The organism is Bacteroides faecium (genome assembly GCF_012113595.1).
Lineage (GTDB): Bacteria > Bacteroidota > Bacteroidia > Bacteroidales > Bacteroidaceae > Bacteroides > Bacteroides faecium.
The window spans coordinates 271,318-292,512 of the sequence record NZ_CP050831.1 but is presented as its reverse complement, the minus strand read 5'-3'; the positions used below and the strand labels follow the sequence as shown (position 1 = coordinate 292,512).

The following is a 21,195-nucleotide window of genomic DNA, read 5'->3' as shown; positions in this document are numbered from 1 at the left end:
TAAACTCATGAAGTATTTATATATAAAAATAGCGGTCGTACTATCTGCTGTGGTGGCTCTTTCTTCGTGTGACTCCTTTCTGGATGAAACTCCCGATAACCGATTGCGCCTGAACAGCTACGAGACAATAGCGGAACTCGTTACCAATGCTTATCCCGAAGGAAGCGGCGTTTTCATGGAATGGATGAGCGACAATGTAGGGGCCGACCCTAAAAACATACAGCGTTCTGAAATGACACAGGCATACAACTGGCAGGACGTAGAACAGGAAGGGCAGGATACTCCTTCGTTCTACTGGAGCGGCAACTATAAAGCGATAGCACATGCCAATCAAGCCCTGGAGGCTTTGGAAGAAGTGAAAGAAAACAATCCCGGCTATAAGGACGCAATCCGTGGGGAAGCTTTGGCCTGCCGTGCTTTCGCGCATTTTATGCTGGTCAGTACCTTTGCAAAGAGTTACGACCCTGCAACAGCCGCGTCTGACAAAGGGATTGTCATAATGACGAAACCGGAAGAAAACCTGCTGGCTACCTACGAACGCAGTTCCGTACAGGAAGTTTACGACTTTGTAGAAAAAGACCTGCTCGAAGCCATCGAACTCATATCCGACCAGTATTATAAGAACTCCGGAAAGTACCACTTTAACCGTGCGGCATTGATGGCTTTCGCTTCGCGTTTTTTCCTTTTCAAGAAAGACTATGAAAAGGTCGAAAAGTACGCGACCGAACTTTTGGGTAACGACTATAATCCGCAGATGATACGTGATTACACGCAAGTCTATACCGGCACAACTTCCGAAATGATGGGACGAAAGTTTACGGCAGCTACTTTGCCGTCCAATTTGTTACTGATTCGTAAAGATGTACTCTATGGCTATAAGGGGTATGCGGGCTACCGCTTCAATCAGGATGTGTATAACAGTCTGGTGTTGTCGCAGAGAGATTTGCGGTTCTCCGTATCTTACAGCTATGGCGGAACTTCTTCATTTCTTCCCAAGTTCCAAAGGGATCTGATACGCAAGACTTCCCTGACGTCCTCTTCGGGGTATCCTTATGTCATCGAAGTTGCTTTCAGAGGTGAAGAAGTCTTTTTCAACCGTCTTGAAGCCTGGGCAATGATGGGAACAACCAAGTTGTCGCAATTTGAAAGCCAGTTCAGCAGATACCTGAAGGCCGTTTATGCCGGAACAGTGGATTATCCTATTCTATATCAGAATTACCAGCGATTCTATCCGGGAGTACCCGCAAACGAACTGCGTCTTAAAATGGTACTCGACGAGAAGCGTCGTGAGTTTGTGGAAGAAGGACTCAGGTGGTTTGACATTTGTCGTCATAAGTTGAGCGTCACGCATACTGACATAGCGGGGGGCACCCGTATTTTGCAACCCGATGATTCGAGGAAGGTTATTCAGATTCCCGAATCGGCGATTATCTATGGCGACTTGCAGCCTAATGAAAGAAAAAACATTTCCGAACCGGAAGCTCATTTAGTAATTCGTAACTAACATGCATATGAAAAGAAGTATATTATATATTTGTTGTTTGTCGCTCTGCTGTTTTATGTCGTGTTCCGATGACGAAAGTACGAACTATGTCCCCGAATCGAAAGAATTATCGACAGATGAAATCGATGTTTATTTTCAGGAGAACTTTCAGGAGAAATATGGCTCTACCGTTCGCTGGCAGTGGATTGATAAATATGTCGATATTAATTATATCGTCGCGCCGGCTATGCGCAAAGTGCTTATCCCGACAGGAGAAATGATTCGCCGTTTCTGGATAGAACCGTTTATTCTTGAATCGAAGGCGAGTGGCGAGTTTATCCGCAAGCATTTCCCGCCGGAGATTGTGTGCGTGGGCTCGGAACTGCGAAATGCCGACGGCACACGTACACTGGGTTATGCCGATGCCGGAGTACGCATTACCCTTACGGAACTGAATTATTTCGACCTGACAAACAGGGAATGGGTGATTCAGCAGTTGCATACCATGCATCATGAATTTTCGCACATCATCCATCAGACCTACAAGATGCCTAACGGTTTCAATAAAATCACCGAGGATACTTATACCGGGCAGGCATGGAAAGATATAAATACAAATGCGCAGGCCGAACTGATAGAAAAGGGCATCAGTTCTCCTACCACCCATGAGATAGATTCCGTAGCCCAAAATATGGCGATTCAGAGAGGAATGCTCACACCTTACGGAACTTCCTCGGAATTTGAGGATTTTGCAGAGTTCGTGTCGCTTTATTTATTGACGGAACCTGCCGTATTTGAGGAAACGTATATCGCGTCAGACCCCAAACGGACTTTCCTGGACGAAGGCAAAGCCAATATCGACAAGAAACTGGCTTTGGTGAAAGAGTATTACGTGAGTAACTTCTCGATAGACCTTACTCACTTGAGAGAAATCATCTTACAAAGGTTGAACGAAATAAACATGAAGTAAAATGAAGAATACAATGAAAAATATAATAGGTATTTTGTTACTTGCCGCAGGCTGTTACTCTTGTTCGGACAACGAGGTGGACAGCGTGTTCGACAAGACTCCCGAAGAAAGAATCGCGGCTGTGAAAGCAGAATACAAAAATATATTGGTTGAAGCGCCTCACGGTTGGAAAACCTATTTCGGAACCAGTGACAAATTGGGACGCTGGCTGATTCTCATGGATTTTGATGCCGATGGCAAGGTCACGATGAAATGTGATCCGGTCGACTATTATTATATAGGTGGTGTCAGTATTGAAGAGCCTGTGACGTATCGGGTCGATTACTCGCAGTTTCCCGAACTTGTATTCGAGTCTTTTTCGCAGTTCTCGGCTTGGAATGAGTTTTATGTAGATAGTGACGGTGACGGATATTTCGATAAATACGCCAGTCCCGAAACCCAGTTTATTTTTGATGCCTATCGGGATGGTAATCTCTATATGAAAGGAAAGACGAATATGGGAGTAGGAAAGAAACCGGAAGAGATAATGACTTTTGTTTTTGAACCGGCTTCGGAAGCGGACTGGACTCTCAATGGCATAGCCGACGTGAAGAAAGCGATAAACTACAACGAAAGTAAAGGTAAATATCAACGTTTGGAGTACAAAGGGGAGTTATTGGAAAGCCTGTTCCTTATCGACGCGGAATCGAGAGTGGTACTCTATATGTCAACGGAAATTGAGGGCAGCCAAATGCAGATTCTTCCTTTTTATATCACTCCGACGGGCTTTACACTCGTTTCGCCATTGAAGATAAAAGGCGTCGGGAATATACGGCAATTTGACGTGAGTCAGGATGGAACTGCCGTCACAGAGTCTACCCATCAGCAACTCCGCGTGGTATATACAGACAAAGTGCCGGCCGTGCAGCGGACTCCTTTCAGCATATTCGATAAACTTTATCTCGGTATTGAAGTCTACCACTCTACCGGTGACCCGATAGGACGCAACCTCAAAAAGTACTTCGATGACTTGCGACCGCCATATGCACCGATGGAACAGCACCTGAATGTGATTTACTTCGCTAAAAATATTGATAAGGATATGGGTAAGATTCCATTCAAATATGCGGAAGAGTTGACTATCATCTATGCCGACTCCGATCCAAGTTACTCGAGCAAGGACTTGTATGGCGACAATCCTACCTTTGTGCGCATCCCTGTTTCATTTGAAACATCTGCTGACAGAATGTGGATTATTTCATTGAAAGGCTCTGTTGAACAAGCGTTCCTGGACGCTTACCCCGATGATGCCGGGTATGCCAGAGACAAAGCGAAAGCAGCTCTACCTATGCTGTACAGATTGCTGAACGAGCGGGGATGGGGATTGTATGCGCAAGGTCTGGATACTAACAATCCAACCGTGAAAGTCGTTGACGAGGAAGATGTAGTGGGAAGTTTCTTTACTCTCTATCCGTATACGCAGACAGATGTAGATAGATAAATGTGGCACATCAGTAAAAAAGATAAAATATGAAGTATATAATATATAATTTGTGGATATTGATGTTTCTGTTTGCCTGTAGCGAATCGGAACAGGTGGAGTATTCAAAGCTCAGTGTCGGCTTTCAGAAAAGCAAGATTGATGTGGGCGAAAATACCGGTATACTTGAGATTCCCGTAGTCTTGTCGGGTGCTAATATGGATATGCCATTGCAAGTATCGGTTCAGGTGTCGGCAACCGATGGGGATGCCGTAGCGGGTGTTGACTATGAACTGATTGATACTCATCTGGCATTTGAAGTATGCGGACAGACTACATTGGAAGTCAAAATAATTGACAACGAAGAGGTGACGAATGACATCAAGACCTTTACGATAAGTCTTAAAGCTGACAATCCGGAAGTGAAATCCGAAATTTCCAGTATAAAAGTTTATATCATTAGTGATGATGTAGAGAAGGTTACCATGGCAGGGCATTACACACTTACAGTCCAAAGTTTTTTTGATGACAGCCAATTCTCATCTCTTCCGGGTGGGGTGGAAATAGTACAGGACTTGGATGACAGCAATAGGTATTACATGAAGAATATGGTCTTGGTTGCCGGAGATAATGTGTTGCCTTTAACACTGGCAGGTGATTTGTATTTTGTTGTTGGTAATGACGGGAATATATCAATACCCAGTCAGCAGAAAATTGGAGATTATGGAGCTGGCGAAGGATTTACCATTGGCCTGACGAGTGAAGGAGATCCAATCACTGACCCTATAAAAATAGAAAAGTCTGGTGACCGACTAGTCTTTAAAGTCGATGGATTTGCAGGTGCGTTCATTGATGATAATGACGAAATGGGTCTTTATTATGCCTTGAAAAATATAATTCTTGAGAAAGTAAACCATTAACGAATTCAGAAATATGAGATATAAAATTCTAAGATTAGCATCAGTGGCTTTCGCTATTCTATTGGTGGCGTGCCATGAACAAAGTGAATATCTTTTTGGAGCAGACTTCCCTTTGGTAGAGATAAGTGCCGATGCTGAAAATGAGGGTAACTTTACTCCGGAAGCTCAAACCGGTTATGGACTGCTCCGTTCCAACGCGCGTTGGAAAGCGGAGAGCCTGTCCGAATGGCTGACGTGTAATACGGTCACCGGAGAATATAATGATACGATTTATTTTTCCATCTCTGAGAATAAGGGAGATACACGTATTGGTCAGATTGTAGTCCGCAATACGATTGGTGAGGAGAGAGCGGATACATTGACTGTCAGGCAGCAGTGTGCTGTCAGCTTTATCCCTGATGGATATAAAATAAAGATTGAATCGGATGACCTGAAAGCACCTTTGTCCGGTGAATCTTTTGCCGAAGTAAAGTTTGAAGTGAACAGTCCTACCGCTTGGCGTGCATTTACCAAGGTAGCAGACGGATGGAGTACGGTAATGACGAAGAAAGGTGAAACATCGGGAAGCGGTTCGTTGATTGTGACTGAGAATGAAACAGTTGTTCCCCGTTCGATGTATATCTATGTCCAGTCAGTTGAGTTCCCGACACTGAAAGACAGTATTCTGCTTACACAATCCGCTCGTCCGTTGAAGTTGGAGATAATATCGCCTACAAATAAAAAAATCATGCTTGATGGTGCGGAATCACAATTCATATTCTCTGTCAACGGAGACGGAAAGTGGAAGATTGAAGACGCGCCGGGATGGGTTGAGCTGGAAAAAACAGAATATGAGGGTAATGCGAATGTATTTGTGAAAGTATCTGCCACTGGTACGGAACGCACGGCTCAATTGACTGTAAGGTCACTTGTACAAACCGATAAAACAGATGTACTGACCATAGAGCAGAAGAATATTCCTGATGGACGACTGAAAGACAGCTTGGCATTAGTTGCTATTTATCAGGCTACCAAAGGAGAAAACTGGAAATATACCTGGAAACCGGAACTGCCATTGTCTGATTCGAATTGGCCGGGAGTCTTTTTTGATACGATTGACGGTGAACTTCGTGTGGTGGATTTGAGTTTGTTGGATTATAATATGGAAGGAAGTCTGCCTAATGAAATCGGTTGGCTGACTGAAATCATCAAAATCAAGTTGCAACGGAATAAACTTTCAGGGCCGCTTCCTGCCAGCATCAACCGTCTGACAAACTTGACGCATCTTTATATCACCTCTAATCAGTTTAGCGGAGAGTTCCCGGATATTCCGAATCTGCAAAAGTTGACTTGGATAGAAATGGAATTTAATCGTTTCACGGGAGAATTTCCACCTGTATTCTCTTTATTACCCAAATTGTCAACCTTGAAGATGAAGTATAATAATTTCGACCCGAACACTTGTGTTCCTACTCGCTTCGGTGGTTGGAAGCTATCACTGTATATTAATCCGCAACGTGCTGTATATGGTGACGCAAAGACCGATTATAATTTGGTCGATTGTCCTAAGTAAAAAATAGCATTGTCTTATACTGGAATAGGCTTACACCGTTTTTCTTTAAGAAATGGTGTAAGCCTGTTCTATTTTTATTTATGTAAGTGGTATTAAGTTATATGTGCAGGAAAAGTAGTAACTTTGGTGCCTTATAAATGAAACACGATGAAAACAAAGACACTTGTATCCCCAATGATTGTCCTGTTGTTCTTTTATTGTTTGTTTTTTACAGCTTGTAAAAATAACACGGGCAAAGTTGCCACCGGGCAAACGGATATCTACGAATTGATGAAGAAGGCTGTCCGTGACAATGATACCAAAACATTTGATAGTCTGGTGAAATATATTCCTGACATTGATTCGTTGATGCCGATGGAAGGTGAAGATTTGGCTTATACCCTTCTTGGGTATGCTATCAAAAACAATAATTATGAGTTTACCGGGAAATTGATTGATGCGAAAGCCGATCTTGGCAAAGCATATGAAACGCTTTATTTTCTTAGGGATGCACTTTATCTTGCCATCGATTGTAAATCCGATTCTATTGTAGAATTGCTATTGGAGAAAGGTGCAGACCCGAATGAAAGGTATGATGAGAACGGAACAACGGCCCTTCTATTGAGTTGTAGTGATATGGAATGTAACAATATCTCTGAACTGTTGATAGACCATGGCGCATATATCAACGGATTGGCGGAAAAGGATAGTAGTTGGGTGAATGTCCCCAATGTCTATCCGCTTTTTGTCGCTATTAAAAGCTGCAATCTCGAAATTGCGGAATATCTTATAGGGAAAGGCTGCCGTCTCTCTTTGGGAGAAGTATCTGCTTTGGAACTTGCAGAAAACGAATGTCACGGTGAGCTTCTTGGTTTCATCAATCAATATATGTTGGATAACTACCGTTTGGAAGTGGATGAAAGTTGGTTTGGTGAATATGGATATACAAGCGATGCTGAGGGAGAGGACTGGCGGAATCAACATGCTTTTACGATAACTATTCGTCCAGATACTTGTATTTTTCAAGGAGCAGGCTATCAACTCTATTTTCAGGACTTATGTACTGTGGAGAATGCAAGGCAGGATACAATCGAACTCTACTATTATTATACGTTGGATGGGTCGAGTACAAACAGTCGTGAACCGTATCTCGGAAGGTTGTTTCGCAAGGATGGCAAGTATTATCTCAATAGTTCTGCATTGCGTGACGAAGCAATTAACAATACGGATGTAGAAATTGAAAAGGAAAAATGAAACTTTGTAGAAACCAAACATTATAACGTCTTTTAATTATCACATGGGCGTCAACTCTGCCAATTCCATGATGTCAAGCATTCTGAACCGACAGTTCTCGAATGTATCATGCCAGCTGCGATGAAAATGTCCGTAAAACCAATTTGTCACGTTGTGTCCGTTGGTAAATAGATAAGTGTGAAGTTTATCCATTGTCGCACGTTCTTCTGCAATGTCAACAAATAGAGTTTCGTCATTTTCTGACCATTTCTCCAACCCGATTTTGTTGATTGGCTCACAAAATATTGGTGCCGTATGGGTGATTACAGTATCAACAGAGTATCTTTTCGTTATTTCATTAAGAAGAATGTTATTATAAAACGGCTTTTCGTCAGCCCAATACAGATTGCGTGCAAATGGATTTGATGTTATATGTTGGTAGTTCGGGTTGCTCATCCGATAGGATCTGTCAATAGATATTGCTCCCCCTACACACAATATTGTGTGACCGCATGCTCGTATAATGGAGTAATCCGGAACGGTCATGAAACGGTTATGTGTTATCTGTTTGAAGGCAAAATATGCGGGGTTGTCATGATTCCCACGAACCAGAACAATCCAGTTATTGGATTTTGCAAGCCTTTCTCTGTTCTTTGTGTACGTATTCTCGTAAAAGTCCGGATGATTAAAACCGAATCCGCAGTCACCGGCCACAATAATGAGTGTATCGGTCATGCCGTATCTTACACAGCATTTGTGAATAAGCATATTAAAGTCACCGTGAATGTCACCCGACACCACAATGCTTTGAGCTTCAAGAAATGTGTATTCAGTTATCATACTGGCTTATGATTTAAATCCTTTTTCTCTCCAATATTTTATGAACATTTTTTCCAGACGTTCTTTAATTACATCCATTACTGTGGTAAATGGCGTTTGTTTTTCCCATTGAATTTTCTTCAGGAATGTCGTCCAACGGCTTAGCCTTGCTTTGTCTGTCACAAAATCTTCAGTAAATAGCTTTAAATCTGGGTTTGGTTGCAACTCGCGGTTGTCAAAAGTCGCTTTTATGGCATCATACAACACCGACTCATCAATTTCGCGTGTCGTCATAATCTGATAGCAATCAAAGAAATCCTTCATGCGACTGTTTGTTACATCTCGGTCAATCATCGTGTGAAACTTCTCGGCAATGACCGTTTCGATGGAATATGCCTGAATATTGATTGACGGCAGTGTTGGCAGAAGCAATGGAAAATCTATGGATGCAGGAGATGGTGTGACTACGTCACCGAAGCCAATATCCATTGTCATGTTATGTACAATAGTGTCCATGTGCGCTCTCACGTAAAAACGTGTGCCAGGATATTGCTTTTCTATCGTAATTGGTTCGGAAGTTAGGCTCTCGATATCAAAAGTTACACCATCTTCATCGCACTCTGTACTTAGAATTTCACAAAATACAGATTCAAGATGTTGACGGTCACGACTAATTTGCATTGCCATAAAGTCAATGTCAATGGTTGGACGTGTATCCAGACCATCCATAGCATAGAGCAGTGAACCGCCCTTTAACAAAAAATTGTCTTTATAACGACTCACTGATACTCTGTAAAGTAATCGCTCGTTAAAATACCGCGCGAGCAGATACATATATTGGTAACGGGTTTCGTTCATCAGATTGAGTAGCCTCGATTTAACCGATTTTGCATGATTCTTTGCCGATTTTTTCATTCCATTGCAATTTCAAGATAATTATTCAATACTTTAGCTACTCGAAGACGTTTTGCATAGTCGATAAGACGACTGAGATTACGTTCTTTCTTTCGGAGATAAGTTCTGATGATTTCAGCGCACAAGTCTGAACCAATTTTGTTCCGGTATTTTACCGCATCACATACGCTACGTTCAAGGTCAGTCATACGCACTTGGTAGTTGGACATTTCCACATTAACGATCCCAAATTTAAGGTTCTCGGCTTTCCAATAATACAGGCTTACCGGCAATATTGTAGGCAACACCACTTTTCGTTTGGCCTCGATTGCTATGCAAAACGATGGCGGCACGGTAGTTGTCAACTGGTAATGAGTCCATGCGCTATAAAGACATAGCACACCTTGTGGCACAATGCGCTCAACATCAATTATCGTATTAAGCATGGCTATCGGCACAGCATAGACACCTTGTCGTAATCTGACAAGTTCGCCACGTTCTACGGCACGCAATATCCGCTTGTACTCGGCGCGGTCGGTAATCTCATTCATCGTCACTACTCCGCCTTTGGTTGCCACTATCTCTGATATCTTCTGCATAGGCTTATTTACTGCACATTTATCGGCAAAGGTAATCATTTTATCAATGCTGGGTATAAATCTACGGATATTTTAAATATTATCCGTAGATTTATACCTACGGTGAATAACTTAGTGCAACCATATTAAAGGATTAGAAGGTAGGGAAGAAAAAAAATATATTGTTTGGCTCATTTTAGAACTAAGTTTTATTCATTTTTTGAATGAAAATGAAACTTTGTAGAGGTCAGACATTGTAACGTCTTTCAAAATATTTATATTTGCGGATAAGTTGAAACTAAAGAAACTATTGACAATAACATAATTAAAAAAACAGAATCAGATGAAACAGGACATGATTGTTATCCTTGACTTGGGTAGTCATGAGAATACGGTATTGGCTCGCGCCATCCGTGCGTTAGGAGTGTATAGTGAGATTTATCCTCATGACATCACAGTGGAAGAACTGAAAGCATTACCCAATGTAAAGGGTATTATAATCAATGGCGGACCGAACAATGTGATTGACGGTGTTGGCATTGATGTGAATCCGGCTATCTATACAATGGGCATTCCTGTCATGGCGGCCGGTCACGATAAAGCGGCTTGTGAAGTGAAACTGGCAGAATTTACGGACGATATTGAAGCTATTAAAAATGCTGTAAAATCGTTCGTTTTTGATACTTGCAAAGCTGAAGCTAACTGGAACATGACGAACTTTGTGAACGACCAGATAGAATTGGTTAAGCGTCAAGTAGGTGATAAGAAGGTGTTGCTGGCTCTGTCCGGTGGCGTGGACAGCTCTGTGGTAGCTGCTTTGCTTCTGAAAGCAATCGGTGATAATCTCGTATGCGTGCATGTGAATCATGGTCTGATGCGTAAAGGTGAATCGGAAGATGTAGTCGAGGTATTCAGCAACCAGTTGAAGGCAAATCTTATTTATGTAGATGTAACCGACCGTTTCTTGGATAAACTGGCAGGTGTGGAAGATCCCGAACAGAAACGTAAAATCATCGGTGGTGAATTTATCCGTGTGTTTGAAGAAGAAGCACGTAAGTTGGACGGTATCGACTTCTTAGCTCAGGGTACTATTTATCCGGATATTGTGGAAAGCGGAACAAAGACTGCTAAAATGGTGAAATCTCATCACAACGTAGGCGGTCTGCCCGACGACCTCAAATTCCAACTTGTAGAACCTTTGCGCCAACTGTTCAAGGATGAAGTTCGTGCCTGCGGCTTGGAACTGGGCTTACCTTATGAGATGGTTTACCGTCAGCCTTTCCCTGGTCCCGGTTTAGGTGTACGTTGTTTGGGTGCTATCACACGCGACCGTCTGGAAGCTGTACGTGAATCAGACGCTATCCTGCGTGAGGAATTCCAGATTGCCGGATTGGATAAAAAGGTATGGCAATACTTCACAGTAGTACCCGATTTCAAATCTGTTGGTGTACGTGATAATGCCCGCTCTTTCGATTGGCCGGTTATCATTCGTGCTGTCAATACGATAGATGCCATGACAGCCACTATCGAACCGGTTGAGTGGCCTGTCCTGATGAAAATCACAGATCGTATTCTGAAAGAAGTGAAGAATGTAAATCGTGTTTGCTATGATATGTCGCCGAAACCCAATGCGACTATAGAATGGGAATAAAAGAACTTTTTAAATGATATTTCGATAGCCTCAATTTTTTGTAAGTTGAGGCTATTTTTATTGTTCAACATTGGCTTCTGGTAGAAATGTAATTGAGGATTTCACTATGATTTCGCGAAGAAGTAAAAAAGAAAAAGGCACCCAAGAGTGGAAGCCTCTCAAATGCCTTATTCTTATCAAGTAGCGGGACCCGGGATTGAACCGGGGACCTCATGATTATGAATCATGCGCTCTAACCAGCTGAGCTATCCCGCCATCGTTTCTCGATTGCGGGTGCAAAGATAGATGTTTTTTCATAATCTCCAAAACAATTCAGTATTTTTTTTGTTTTTTTCTTTAGGAAAGGTTTTCATTTTCCCTATAAATAGGGAGTTTGAGGGCCAATAGTGAAAGAATAATTAAATAAAGTGTCTGATTTATACCGTGTATTCAGAAAAAAGTATTTATCTTGGCACACGTAAAAACAATTCGAAATTGCTATGAAAAAGGAAAAGATTCATTTGGAATATTTATTGAACGCAACTTCTAAAAATATTCTTTGGGGAGCCATTAGTACACCTACCGGGTTGGAGGACTGGTTTGCTGACAAAGTTATATCCGATGATAAGATAGTAGAGTTCCATTGGGGGAAGACTGAACAGAGAAAAGCTGAGATTACAGCTATTCGCGCTTTCTCTTTCATCCGTTTCCGTTGGCAGGATGATGAAAACGAACGCGATTACTTCGAAATCAAAATGACGTATAATGAACTGACAAGTGACTATGTATTAGAAATAACCGATTTCGCAGAGCCGGATGAGGTAAGCGATATGAAAGAATTATGGGAGTCACAAGTAGCTAAATTAAGAAGAACTTGTGGTTTTTAGTTAACTTTCAACTAAAAATTTTCGATGCTCCTTTTTTTGTGCTAATTTTGCGTCTTAAATGCACGAACCTATTAAGATGCTACGCATAAAGAAATTAGATATATTCATTGTAAAGAGCTTTTTCATGCTCTTTATAGGCACATTCTTCATTTGTCTGTTCATCTTTATGATGCAGTTCTTGTGGAGATATGTAGACGAATTGGTCGGAAAGGGATTGGAGATGAGCGTAATGGCTCAATTCTTCTTTTATTCCGCATTGACATTAGTGCCAGTATCGTTGCCGTTGGCAGTGCTACTGGCTTCTTTGATAACTTTCGGTAACTTCGGTGAGCGCTACGAATTGCTCGCAATGAAGGCTGCGGGTATCTCTCTGCTCAAAATCATGCGTCCGCTTGCCTTCTTTGTCTGCGGGCTGGTCGGTGTTTCATTCTATTTCCAAAATGTAGTTGGTCCTATTGCCCAGGCTAAACTGGGAACCCTGATTCTTTCGATGAAACAGAAATCCCCGGAACTGGATATTCCCGAAGGAGTATTCTATTCCGAGATAAAGGATTATAATCTGAAAGTTGCCAAGAAGAACCGGAAAACCGGTATGCTCTACGATGTCCTGATTTATAATATGAAGGACGGATTCGAAAATGCGCATATCATCTATGCGGATTCCGGACGTATGGAGATGACGGCTGACAAACAGCATCTCTGGTTGCATCTGTACAGCGGTGACTTATTTGAGAATCTGAAAGCACAGAGTATGAAATCGCAGAATGTACCCTATCGGCGTGAATCATTCAGGGAGAAACATACATTGATTGAATTTGACTCCGACTTTAATATGGCGGATGAAAGTATCATGAGTAATCAGTCCAGTGCCAAGAATATGACAATGTTACAGGCTTCCATCGACTCGATGAAAGTGCTGGGAGACAGCATCGGAAGGCAATATTACCGGGAAGTGGCCGAAGGAAATTTCCGCCCTTCTTACGGATTGAGCAAAGAAGATACGGTCAAAATCGAGAATGCGGATATTCAGGAGTATAATGTGGACAGTCTTTATGCTGCCGCATCGCTGACACAGAAGCAGAAGGTGTTATCTTCTGCCACTAGCCGTGCCGAAAATGTGTCCAGTGATCTTAGCTTCAAGAAATACACGATGGAAAATAATGACTATGCCATCCGGAAGCATAAGACGGAGTGGCATAAGAAGATTACGATTTCCCTTTCTTGTCTGCTATTCTTCTTTATCGGAGCACCCTTAGGCGGTATTATCCGTAAAGGTGGTTTGGGTATGCCGGTGATTGTATCGGTATTGGTGTTTATCATTTATTATATCATTGATAACACGGGTTATAAGATGGCGCGTGACGGTAAATGGATTGTGTGGATGGGGATGTGGACAAGTAGTGCGGTTCTCGCTCCGCTGGGTATCTTCCTTACTTACAAATCGAACAAGGACTCTGTGGTGCTGAATGCCGATGCGTATATTAACTGGTTTAAGAAGATTGCAGGAATCCGTAGCGTGCGTCATTTGTTCAAGAAAGAGGTTATCATTCATGACCCGGACTACGGACGCATACCGGGAGAACTGGAACAGCTTACGGCGGAATGTCAGGCATATGTTGCCCGTAATCAGTTGATGAAAGCACCGAACTACTTTAAGTTATGGATGGCAGGTGAGAAGGATGATGAAGTAATGGCTATCAACGATAGGCTGGAAGCATTGGTGGAAGAAATGTCCAATACCAAGTCGGCTACTTTGATAGGGGCATTAAACAATTATCCGGTGATTCCCGTTTCTGCTCATGTACGCCCGTTCCATATATATTGGCTGAATTTGGCTGCCGGGGTGATTTTCCCTATCGGGCTGTTTTTCTATTTCCGCATTTGGGCGTTCCGTATCCGCCTGGCGAAAGACATGGAACGAATTATAAAGAATAACGAACAAGTTCAATTCATCATACAGAAAATTAATAAATAATTGTTATGGAAGAGATTAAAATGGATAGAATAGAAGACGCGATTGCCGACTTCAAAGAAGGCAAGTTTGTCATAGTAGTAGATGATGAAGACCGCGAGAATGAAGGTGACCTGATTATTGCCGCTGAAAAGATAACTCCTGAAAATGTAAACTTCATGTTGAAACATGCACGTGGAGTGCTTTGCGCGCCTATCACTGTGTCCCGTTGCAAGGAACTGGATTTGCCGCACCAGGTGAGTGATAATACTTCCGTGCTGGGAACCCCTTTTACGGTTACTATTGATAAACTGGAAGGTTGTTCTACCGGAGTATCTGCTGCCGACCGTGCCGCTACCATTCAGGCATTGGCCGATCCTGCTTCCACACCGGCTACTTTCGGGCGTCCCGGACATGTCAATCCGTTGTATGCGCAGGAAAAAGGAGTACTCCGTCGTGCAGGACATACGGAAGCTACTGTTGACATGGCACGTTTGGCGGGACTTTATCCTGCCGGTGCTTTAATGGAAATCATGAGCGATGACGGTACGATGGCTCGTCTGCCCGAACTTCGCAAGATGGCGGACGAATATGACCTGAAACTGATTTCTATCCATGACTTGATTGCCTATCGCTTGAAGCAGGAATCAATCGTAGAAAAAGGTGTGGAAGTGAATATGCCTACCGAACATGGAATGTTCCACCTGATTCCTTTCCGTCAGAAATCGAACGGATTGGAACATATGGCTATATTTAAAGGTACGTGGAGCGAGGGCGAACCGATTCTGGTACGTGTTCATTCTTCTTGTGCTACCGGAGATATTCTCGGTTCACAGCGTTGTGACTGTGGAGAACAGTTGCATAAATCCATGGAAATGATTGAGAAAGAAGGAAAGGGCGTAGTTGTTTATCTGAACCAGGAAGGTCGAGGCATCGGTCTGATGGAAAAGATGAAAGCCTATAAACTTCAGGAAGACGGCATGGATACTGTTGACGCAAACATTTGCCTGGGACATCTTGCCGATGAACGCGACTATGGAGTAGGCGCACAGATTCTTCGCGAACTGGGAGTGCATAAAATGAGACTTTTGACAAATAATCCGGTGAAACGTGTCGGCTTAGAAGCCTATGGATTGGAAATAGTAGAAAATGTACCTGTTGAAACTGTTCCTAATCCGTACAACGAACGCTACCTGAGAACGAAGAAAGAAAGAATGGGGCATACTTTACATTTTAATAAGTAATTTGCCGATTTGTTTTCATATATCAAATATTATCGCTTATTTTGCAACGATTTTCACTCAACAACAATAAAATAGATACAAAATGAATCAATTATCAGATCGTTTGAACAGCTTGTCGCCGTCGGCGACGCTTGCCATGTCTCAGAAGAGCAACGAGCTTAAGGCACAAGGCGTTGATGTTATTAACCTAAGTGTAGGAGAACCGGATTTCAATACTCCTGACCACATCAAAGAAGCTGCGAAAAAAGCCATAGATGATAACTTCTCCCGTTACTCTCCAGTACCGGGTTATCCGGCTTTGCGCAATGCTATTGTTGAGAAACTGAAAAAAGAAAACGGTCTGGAATATACAGCCGCCCAGATTTCTTGTGCAAACGGTGCTAAACAATCTGTTTGTAATACGATCCTCGTATTGGTAAATCCGGGTGACGAAGTAATCGTGCCGGCTCCTTACTGGGTAAGCTACCCGGAAATGGTGAAAATGGCAGAAGGTACTCCTGTGATTGTTTCGGCGGGTATCGAACAGGATTTCAAGATTACTCCCGAACAACTGGAAGCTGCCATTACTCCGAAGACTAAAGCCTTGATTCTTTGCTCTCCGTCCAATCCGACGGGCTCTGTATATACGAAGGAAGAACTGGCAGGCTTGTCTGCCGTACTGGCTAAGTATCCGCAGGTAATCGTTATCGCTGACGAAATCTACGAACATATCAATTATATCGGCGCGCACCAGAGCATTGCCCAGTTCCCGGAAATGAAGGAACGCACAGTGATTGTGAACGGTGTATCAAAGGCTTACGCTATGACAGGATGGAGAATCGGTTTCATTGCCGGACCGGAATGGATTGTAAAGGCTTGTAATAAATTGCAGGGTCAGTACACTTCCGGACCTTGCTCTGTATCTCAGAAGGCTGCTGAGGCTGCATATGTAGGTACTCAGGAACCGGTGAAAGAAATGCAGAAAGCATTCGAACGCCGCCGTGACTTGATTGTGAAGTTGGCTAAGGAAGTTCCGGGATTTGAAGTAAACGTTCCACAAGGTGCTTTCTACCTGTTCCCGAAATGTGATGCTTTCTTCGGAAAGAGCAACGGCGACCGTAAGATTGCAGACTCGGACGACTTGGCAATGTACCTGCTCGAAGAAGCTCATGTAGCTTGTGTGGGCGGTGCTTCATTCGGCGCTCCTGAATGTATCCGTATGAGCTATGCTACAAGCGATGAGAATATCGTGGAAGCTATCCGTCGTATCAAAGAAGCATTGGCTAAATTGAAATAAGCGGTTTTTAGATAGAATAAAATAAGACAGTGGGCGGTTTCCGAGGAAGCCGCCCACTACTTTTTTGTCCGAGAGGAGAAAATAAAAAAAGGCTGCCTTCCGTGAAAAGCAGCCTATACTTTTTTGTAGATTGTATTATTCAGCCGGGTGAATAGCTTCAGACGGACAAACGTCTGCGCAAGTTCCACAGTCAGTACATACATCCGGGTTGATAGAATAGATATCACCTTCGGAGATAGCTTCTACCGGACACTCGTCGATACAAGTTCCGCAAGCAATACAATCGTCACTAATTACGTAAGCCATTTTTCTAAGATTTAAATTATTAGTACTAATTTCTTCCGCAAAAATAAGGCTTTTATTGATTGGTTGTTATGCTTCTATGATTAAATTGACTTAATTTGTACGTCTTCTAAATAAGCAACGTCCCTGTTATGTGCTATATTTTTCGTATTTTTGTGCTCAAATTACTAATATATAGCGATTATGCCTTTAAATTTACCCGATAAACTACCTGCGATAGAGCTATTGAAGGAAGAGAATATTTTCGTTATCGACACTTCCCGCGCTACGCAGCAGGACATTCGTCCGCTACGGATTGTGATTCTGAACCTGATGCCGTTGAAGATTACAACGGAAACGGACTTGGTGCGTTTGCTCTCGAACACTCCGCTTCAGGTGGAGATTTCCTTTATGAAGATTAAGAGCCACACGTCCAAGAATACGCCGATAGAACATATGAAGACGTTCTATACGGATTTCGACCAGATGCGTCACGAGAAGTACGACGGCATGATTATCACCGGAGCCCCTGTGGAACAGATGGACTTCGAGGAAGTGACTTATTGGGATGAGATTACGGAAATCTTTGACTGGGCACGTACGCATGTGACTTCTACCTTATATATATGCTGGGCAGCGCAAGCCGGATTGTATCATCATTACGGGATTCCCAAGTATCCGCTGGAAAAGAAGATGTTCGGCATCTTCGAGCATCGTGTATTGGAACCTTATCACTCCATTTTCCGTGGTTTTGATGATTGTTTCTATGTGCCCCACAGCCGCCACACGGAAGTGCGCCGGGAAGATATACTGAAAGTGCCGGAACTGACACTGCTTTCCGAATCAAAAGATGCGGGTGTATATATGGCGGTGGCGCGTGGCGGGCGTGAGTTCTTCGTTACCGGACATTCCGAATATTCTCCGTTGACGTTGGATACGGAATATCGTCGTGACGTGGATAAAGGCTTGCCGATAGACGTTCCCCGTAATTATTATGTGGACGATAACCCTGACAAAGGTCCGTTGGTGCGTTGGCGTGCTCATGCCAATCTGTTGTTCTCCAACTGGTTGAACTATTTTGTTTATCAGGAAACTCCTTACAATATTAATGACATTAAATGATAAAGCAGCGTAAAATAGAACTTCTCGCTCCGGCGAAAAATCTGGAATGTGGCATTGAAGCTATCAATCATGGTGCGGATGCCGTATATATCGGCGCTCCGAAATTCGGTGCCCGTGCGGCGGCAGTAAATTCCTTGGAAGATATCGCGGCATTGGTGCAGTATGCTCATTTGTATAACGTGCGTATCTATGTCACCGTCAATACAATTCTGAAAGAAGAGGAACTGAAAGAGACGGAAGAGATGATTCATGCCCTGTACAGGATTGGTGTGGATGCATTGATTGTGCAGGATATGGGGATTACGAAGCTGAATCTCCCGCCGATACCGCTTCATGCCAGTACGCAGATGGACAACCGCACTCCTGAGAAAGTGAAATTCCTTTGGGAAACAGGTTTCCGTCAGGTAGTGTTGGCGCGGGAGTTATCGTTGCGTGAGATAAAGAAGATACATGATACCTGCCCCGAAGTACCTTTGGAAGTGTTTGTGCATGGTGCGCTTTGCGTGAGTTATAGCGGGCAGTGCTACGTCAGCCAGGCTTGCTTCGGACGCAGCGCGAACCGGGGCGAATGTGCGCAATTCTGTCGCTTGCCTTTTAATCTGGTGGATTCGGACGGGAAAGTGATTGTGAAAGATAAACATCTGCTTTCTTTGAAAGATATGAATCAGAGTGACGAGTTGGAGCAGTTGCTGGACGCGGGAGCTTCTTCGTTCAAGATAGAGGGACGGTTGAAAGATGTGTCTTATGTGAAGAACGTCATGGCGGCCTATCGTCAGAAGCTGGATGCTATCTTTGCCCGTCGTCAGGAATATGTGCGGGCATCTTCGGGAACTTGCCGTTATGAGTTCAAGCCGCAATTGGACAAGAGTTTCAGCCGTGGATTTACGCATTATTTCCTGCATGGGCGTGATAAAGAGATTTTCTCTTTCGATACTCCCAAGTCATTGGGCGAGGAAATGGGAACGGTGAAAGAGATTCGCGGCAATTATCTGACAGTCGCCGGACTGAAATCCTTTAATAACGGTGACGGTGTTTGCTATATCGACGAACAGGGACGTTTGCAGGGATTTCGTATCAATCGTGTGGATAGTAATAAATTATATCCGCAGGAGATGCCTCGTATCAAACCCCGTACTACACTGTATCGCAATTTCGACCAGGAATTTGAACGTGTACTGTCACGGAAATCGGCTGAAAGAAAGATTGCTGTAAATATGTTGCTTGCCGATAATGAGTTCGGCTTTTCGCTGACATTGACCGATGAGGATGATAACAGCATCACGCTGGGGCTTCCTCTCGAAAAGGAATTGGCACGTACGCCGCAGACAGAGAACCTGAAAACACAGCTTGCCAAATTAGGGAATACACCTTTCGAAGCGAAAGAGATAGAAGTCTCATTTGCAGAAAACTGGTTTCTCCCCGCTTCGCTATTGGCTGATTTCCGCCGGTTGGCAATCGTTAAATTAATAGCTGCCCGCCAGATAAACTACCGCCAGGAGTTGGCAGTGTGGAAACAGACCAGTCATACTTTTCCTCAAACGTCATTGACTTATCTGGGAAATGTGATGAACAGCCGTGCGGCTTCTTTCTATGAAGAGCATGGAGTGCAGCGTGTTGCCATGGCTTATGAGAAAGAAGCGGTAGAAGATGCGGTACTGATGTTCTGCAAACATTGTTTGCGATATAGCATGGGATGGTGTCCTATCCACCAGCGGGTGCGTTCACCTTATAAAGAACCCTATTATTTGGTATCGAACGATGGCAAACGCTTCAGCCTTGAGTTCGATTGCAAGAATTGTCAAATGAAAGTAAAAGCGGCGCAATGAGAATAATTCATCGCAGAGGACGCGGAGGACACAGAGTTTCAGAGCTTTTTCCCGGAACCGGCTTTTTGAATGGTTGGTGGGAGAAGCTGTTTTCCTTTGTGTCCTTCGTACCCTCTGTGGTGATTCTGCTGTTTTTCTTCTCGTCTTGTTATTATGCTCGCCCCGACCTTTCTTCCGAAGAGATGTCGGAGAAAACAAAAGACTCTCTGAATTACCTTTATGAACGCCACTATACCTGGAACACGAATCTGGAATTAACGGAGGATTCCATCTCGTTGGAGTGCCTGCCTATCAAGGATACGTATATCAGGCTTTATCAGGGTGACCGTGTGGTCGTAGCCGAATTTGCCGTGCATCCTGCCGATAGTGTGGATAGTATTTGGGTGAAACTGGCACATACACAGGATGAACAGGGATGGATACGTGAGGTGGAACTGAAACAATCTTTTGTTCCTACGGATAGTATTTCGCAGGCTATCCATTTGTTCAGTGATACGCATGCTTCCTATTTTGTGGTTATCTTTGCGCTGTTTGTCGGTGTCTATCTGCTTCGCGCCTTCCGTCGGAAACAGTTGCAGATGGTGTATTTTAATGATATTGACAGTGCTTATCCGTTATTTCTCTGTCTGTTGATGGCTTTCAGTGCAACGGTATATGAGTCCATGCAGGTTTTTACACCGGAAACATGGGAGCATTTCTACTTCAATCCTACCTTGTCGCCTTTTAAAGTGCCTTTTATTCTTTCAGTCTTTTTGCTGAGTATATGGCTGTTTTTAATTGTCGCATTGGCAGTGCTTGATGATTTGTTCCGCCAGTTGACTCCGGCGGCGGCAATCTTTTATTTGTTGGGGCTGATGTCCTGTTGTATCTTCTGTTATTTCTTCTTTATTTTGATGGTTCATATCTATGTAGGTTATTTATTCCTTGCCTTTTTTGTTTTCGTTTTCGCGAAGAAAGTGCATCGGAATATCAGCTATAAGTATCGTTGCGGACATTGTGGGGAGAAGTTGAAGGAGAAGGGTGTGTGCCCGCATTGCGGTGCAATCAATGAATAATTCTATTATCTATTTCATTTCCGAATAACTTTTTA

General features: G+C 43.3%; 18 protein-coding genes and 1 tRNA gene. 14 read left to right on the top strand and 5 right to left on the bottom strand.

The genetic code is table 11. From position 1 onward, the window contains the following. Positions 1-7 precede the first annotated feature (7 nt). The 6 genes from BacF7301_RS01175 (at position 8) to BacF7301_RS01150 (ending at position 7,617) form a co-directional block, all read left to right on the top strand. Entirely contained in the window at positions 8-1,504 is a 1,497-nt protein-coding gene (locus BacF7301_RS01175) for a RagB/SusD family nutrient uptake outer membrane protein (protein WP_167959602.1), read from the top strand. 7 nt (positions 1,505-1,511) lie between these two features. Beyond that, positions 1,512-2,453: a substrate import-associated zinc metallohydrolase lipoprotein gene (locus BacF7301_RS01170; protein WP_159436742.1), complete on the top strand. Its 942-nt coding sequence runs from the start codon at positions 1,512-1,514 to the stop codon at positions 2,451-2,453. 13 nt (positions 2,454-2,466) lie between these two features. Continuing rightward, positions 2,467-3,933: a DUF4302 domain-containing protein gene (locus BacF7301_RS01165; protein WP_167959601.1), complete on the top strand. Its 1,467-nt coding sequence runs from the start codon at positions 2,467-2,469 to the stop codon at positions 3,931-3,933. Positions 3,934-3,962: 29 nt separating this feature from the next. Continuing rightward, on the top strand, positions 3,963-4,832 hold the full coding sequence (locus BacF7301_RS01160; protein WP_167959600.1) for a Calx-beta domain-containing protein: 870 nt from the start codon (positions 3,963-3,965) through the stop codon (positions 4,830-4,832). 13 nt (positions 4,833-4,845) lie between these two features. After that, positions 4,846-6,384 carry a BACON domain-containing protein gene (locus BacF7301_RS01155; RefSeq protein WP_167959599.1) on the top strand — a complete coding sequence of 513 codons (1,539 nt, stop codon included), beginning with the start codon at positions 4,846-4,848 and terminating at the stop codon, positions 6,382-6,384. A 147-nt stretch (positions 6,385-6,531) separates the two neighbouring features. Next, positions 6,532-7,617: an ankyrin repeat domain-containing protein gene (locus BacF7301_RS01150; protein WP_167959598.1), complete on the top strand. Its 1,086-nt coding sequence runs from the start codon at positions 6,532-6,534 to the stop codon at positions 7,615-7,617. A 39-nt stretch (positions 7,618-7,656) separates the two neighbouring features. Here the strand turns inward: BacF7301_RS01150 and BacF7301_RS01145 are convergent, their stop codons facing one another. From BacF7301_RS01145 to BacF7301_RS01135, 3 genes are read right to left on the bottom strand one after another with little or no spacing between them, the layout of a single operon-like run. Continuing rightward, positions 7,657-8,436 (bottom strand): metallophosphoesterase, encoded by a 780-nt coding sequence (locus BacF7301_RS01145; RefSeq protein ID WP_167959597.1) that lies wholly within the window; start codon positions 8,434-8,436, stop codon positions 7,657-7,659. A 6-nt stretch (positions 8,437-8,442) separates the two neighbouring features. Further along, positions 8,443-9,330: a nucleotidyl transferase AbiEii/AbiGii toxin family protein gene (locus tag BacF7301_RS01140; protein ID WP_167959596.1), complete on the bottom strand. Its 888-nt coding sequence runs from the start codon at positions 9,328-9,330 to the stop codon at positions 8,443-8,445. Continuing rightward, positions 9,327-9,908 (bottom strand): type IV toxin-antitoxin system AbiEi family antitoxin domain-containing protein, encoded by a 582-nt coding sequence (locus tag BacF7301_RS01135; protein ID WP_167959595.1) that lies wholly within the window; start codon positions 9,906-9,908, stop codon positions 9,327-9,329. The genes BacF7301_RS01140 and BacF7301_RS01135 overlap by 4 nt, the downstream gene beginning before the upstream one ends. Positions 9,909-10,230: 322 nt before the next feature. Here BacF7301_RS01135 and guaA point away from each other — a divergent pair, with 322 nt between their 5' ends. Beyond that, complete coding sequence (gene guaA / locus BacF7301_RS01130) at positions 10,231-11,538, top strand: glutamine-hydrolyzing GMP synthase (protein WP_167959594.1); 1,308 nt, start codon at positions 10,231-10,233, stop codon at positions 11,536-11,538. Between the two features lie 181 nt (positions 11,539-11,719). On the opposite strand, the gene BacF7301_RS01125 is transcribed toward guaA, so the two are convergent. Beyond that, a tRNA-Met gene (locus BacF7301_RS01125) sits at positions 11,720-11,793 on the bottom strand. Between the two features lie 224 nt (positions 11,794-12,017). On the opposite strand from BacF7301_RS01125, the gene BacF7301_RS01120 reads away from it, so the two are divergent. The 4 genes from BacF7301_RS01120 (at position 12,018) to BacF7301_RS01105 (ending at position 16,875) form a co-directional block, all read left to right on the top strand. Next, the gene (locus BacF7301_RS01120; protein WP_167959593.1) at positions 12,018-12,404 is read left to right on the top strand and encodes an START-like domain-containing protein; all 387 of its coding nucleotides are present in this window, start codon (positions 12,018-12,020) and stop codon (positions 12,402-12,404) included. Positions 12,405-12,480: 76 nt separating this feature from the next. After that, a complete protein-coding gene (locus BacF7301_RS01115; RefSeq protein ID WP_167967071.1) occupies positions 12,481-14,379 on the top strand; it encodes an LptF/LptG family permease in 1,899 nt (632 codons plus the stop codon). 5 nt (positions 14,380-14,384) lie between these two features. After that, positions 14,385-15,599: a bifunctional 3,4-dihydroxy-2-butanone-4-phosphate synthase/GTP cyclohydrolase II gene (locus BacF7301_RS01110; RefSeq protein ID WP_167959592.1), complete on the top strand. Its 1,215-nt coding sequence runs from the start codon at positions 14,385-14,387 to the stop codon at positions 15,597-15,599. Between the two features lie 82 nt (positions 15,600-15,681). Beyond that, a complete protein-coding gene (locus BacF7301_RS01105; protein ID WP_044653813.1) occupies positions 15,682-16,875 on the top strand; it encodes a pyridoxal phosphate-dependent aminotransferase in 1,194 nt (397 codons plus the stop codon). Positions 16,876-17,010: 135 nt separating this feature from the next. Here BacF7301_RS01105 and fdxA read toward each other — a convergent pair whose 3' ends face one another. After that, positions 17,011-17,181, bottom strand: coding sequence for a 4Fe-4S ferredoxin (fdxA, locus tag BacF7301_RS01100; protein WP_002559159.1), 171 nt, complete (start codon positions 17,179-17,181; stop codon positions 17,011-17,013). Positions 17,182-17,361: 180 nt separating this feature from the next. On the opposite strand from fdxA, the gene metA reads away from it, so the two are divergent. The 3 genes from metA to BacF7301_RS01085 are packed head-to-tail and all read left to right on the top strand — an operon-like array spanning position 17,362 to position 21,160. Further along, positions 17,362-18,279: a homoserine O-acetyltransferase MetA gene (metA, locus tag BacF7301_RS01095; protein ID WP_167959591.1), complete on the top strand. Its 918-nt coding sequence runs from the start codon at positions 17,362-17,364 to the stop codon at positions 18,277-18,279. Then, on the top strand, positions 18,276-20,105 hold the full coding sequence (locus BacF7301_RS01090) for a peptidase U32 family protein (protein ID WP_167959590.1): 1,830 nt from the start codon (positions 18,276-18,278) through the stop codon (positions 20,103-20,105). Before metA ends, BacF7301_RS01090 begins: the two co-directional genes overlap by 4 nt. Continuing rightward, positions 20,102-21,160, top strand: coding sequence for a zinc ribbon domain-containing protein (locus tag BacF7301_RS01085; RefSeq protein WP_245208305.1), 1,059 nt, complete (start codon positions 20,102-20,104; stop codon positions 21,158-21,160). The genes BacF7301_RS01090 and BacF7301_RS01085 overlap by 4 nt, the downstream gene beginning before the upstream one ends. Positions 21,161-21,195: the final 35 nt, after the last annotated feature.

Coding starts and splice junctions, on each gene's coding strand:
- BacF7301_RS01160 (WP_167959600.1), top strand. CDS start 3,963: ATGAAGTATATAATATATAATTTGTGGATATTGATGTTTCTGTTTGCC.
- BacF7301_RS01145 (WP_167959597.1), bottom strand. CDS start 8,436: ATGATAACTGAATACACATTTCTTGAAGCTCAAAGCATTGTGGTGTCG.
- BacF7301_RS01170 (WP_159436742.1), top strand. CDS start 1,512: ATGAAAAGAAGTATATTATATATTTGTTGTTTGTCGCTCTGCTGTTTT.
- BacF7301_RS01105 (WP_044653813.1), top strand. CDS start 15,682: ATGAATCAATTATCAGATCGTTTGAACAGCTTGTCGCCGTCGGCGACG.
- BacF7301_RS01175 (WP_167959602.1), top strand. CDS start 8: ATGAAGTATTTATATATAAAAATAGCGGTCGTACTATCTGCTGTGGTG.
- BacF7301_RS01085 (WP_245208305.1), top strand. CDS start 20,102: ATGAGAATAATTCATCGCAGAGGACGCGGAGGACACAGAGTTTCAGAG.
- BacF7301_RS01110 (WP_167959592.1), top strand. CDS start 14,385: ATGGAAGAGATTAAAATGGATAGAATAGAAGACGCGATTGCCGACTTC.
- BacF7301_RS01165 (WP_167959601.1), top strand. CDS start 2,467: ATGAAAAATATAATAGGTATTTTGTTACTTGCCGCAGGCTGTTACTCT.
- guaA (WP_167959594.1), top strand. CDS start 10,231: ATGAAACAGGACATGATTGTTATCCTTGACTTGGGTAGTCATGAGAAT.
- metA (WP_167959591.1), top strand. CDS start 17,362: ATGCCTTTAAATTTACCCGATAAACTACCTGCGATAGAGCTATTGAAG.
- BacF7301_RS01135 (WP_167959595.1), bottom strand. CDS start 9,908: ATGCAGAAGATATCAGAGATAGTGGCAACCAAAGGCGGAGTAGTGACG.
- fdxA (WP_002559159.1), bottom strand. CDS start 17,181: ATGGCTTACGTAATTAGTGACGATTGTATTGCTTGCGGAACTTGTATC.
- BacF7301_RS01140 (WP_167959596.1), bottom strand. CDS start 9,330: ATGAAAAAATCGGCAAAGAATCATGCAAAATCGGTTAAATCGAGGCTA.
- BacF7301_RS01150 (WP_167959598.1), top strand. CDS start 6,532: ATGAAAACAAAGACACTTGTATCCCCAATGATTGTCCTGTTGTTCTTT.
- BacF7301_RS01155 (WP_167959599.1), top strand. CDS start 4,846: ATGAGATATAAAATTCTAAGATTAGCATCAGTGGCTTTCGCTATTCTA.
- BacF7301_RS01120 (WP_167959593.1), top strand. CDS start 12,018: ATGAAAAAGGAAAAGATTCATTTGGAATATTTATTGAACGCAACTTCT.
- BacF7301_RS01090 (WP_167959590.1), top strand. CDS start 18,276: ATGATAAAGCAGCGTAAAATAGAACTTCTCGCTCCGGCGAAAAATCTG.
- BacF7301_RS01115 (WP_167967071.1), top strand. CDS start 12,481: ATGCTACGCATAAAGAAATTAGATATATTCATTGTAAAGAGCTTTTTC.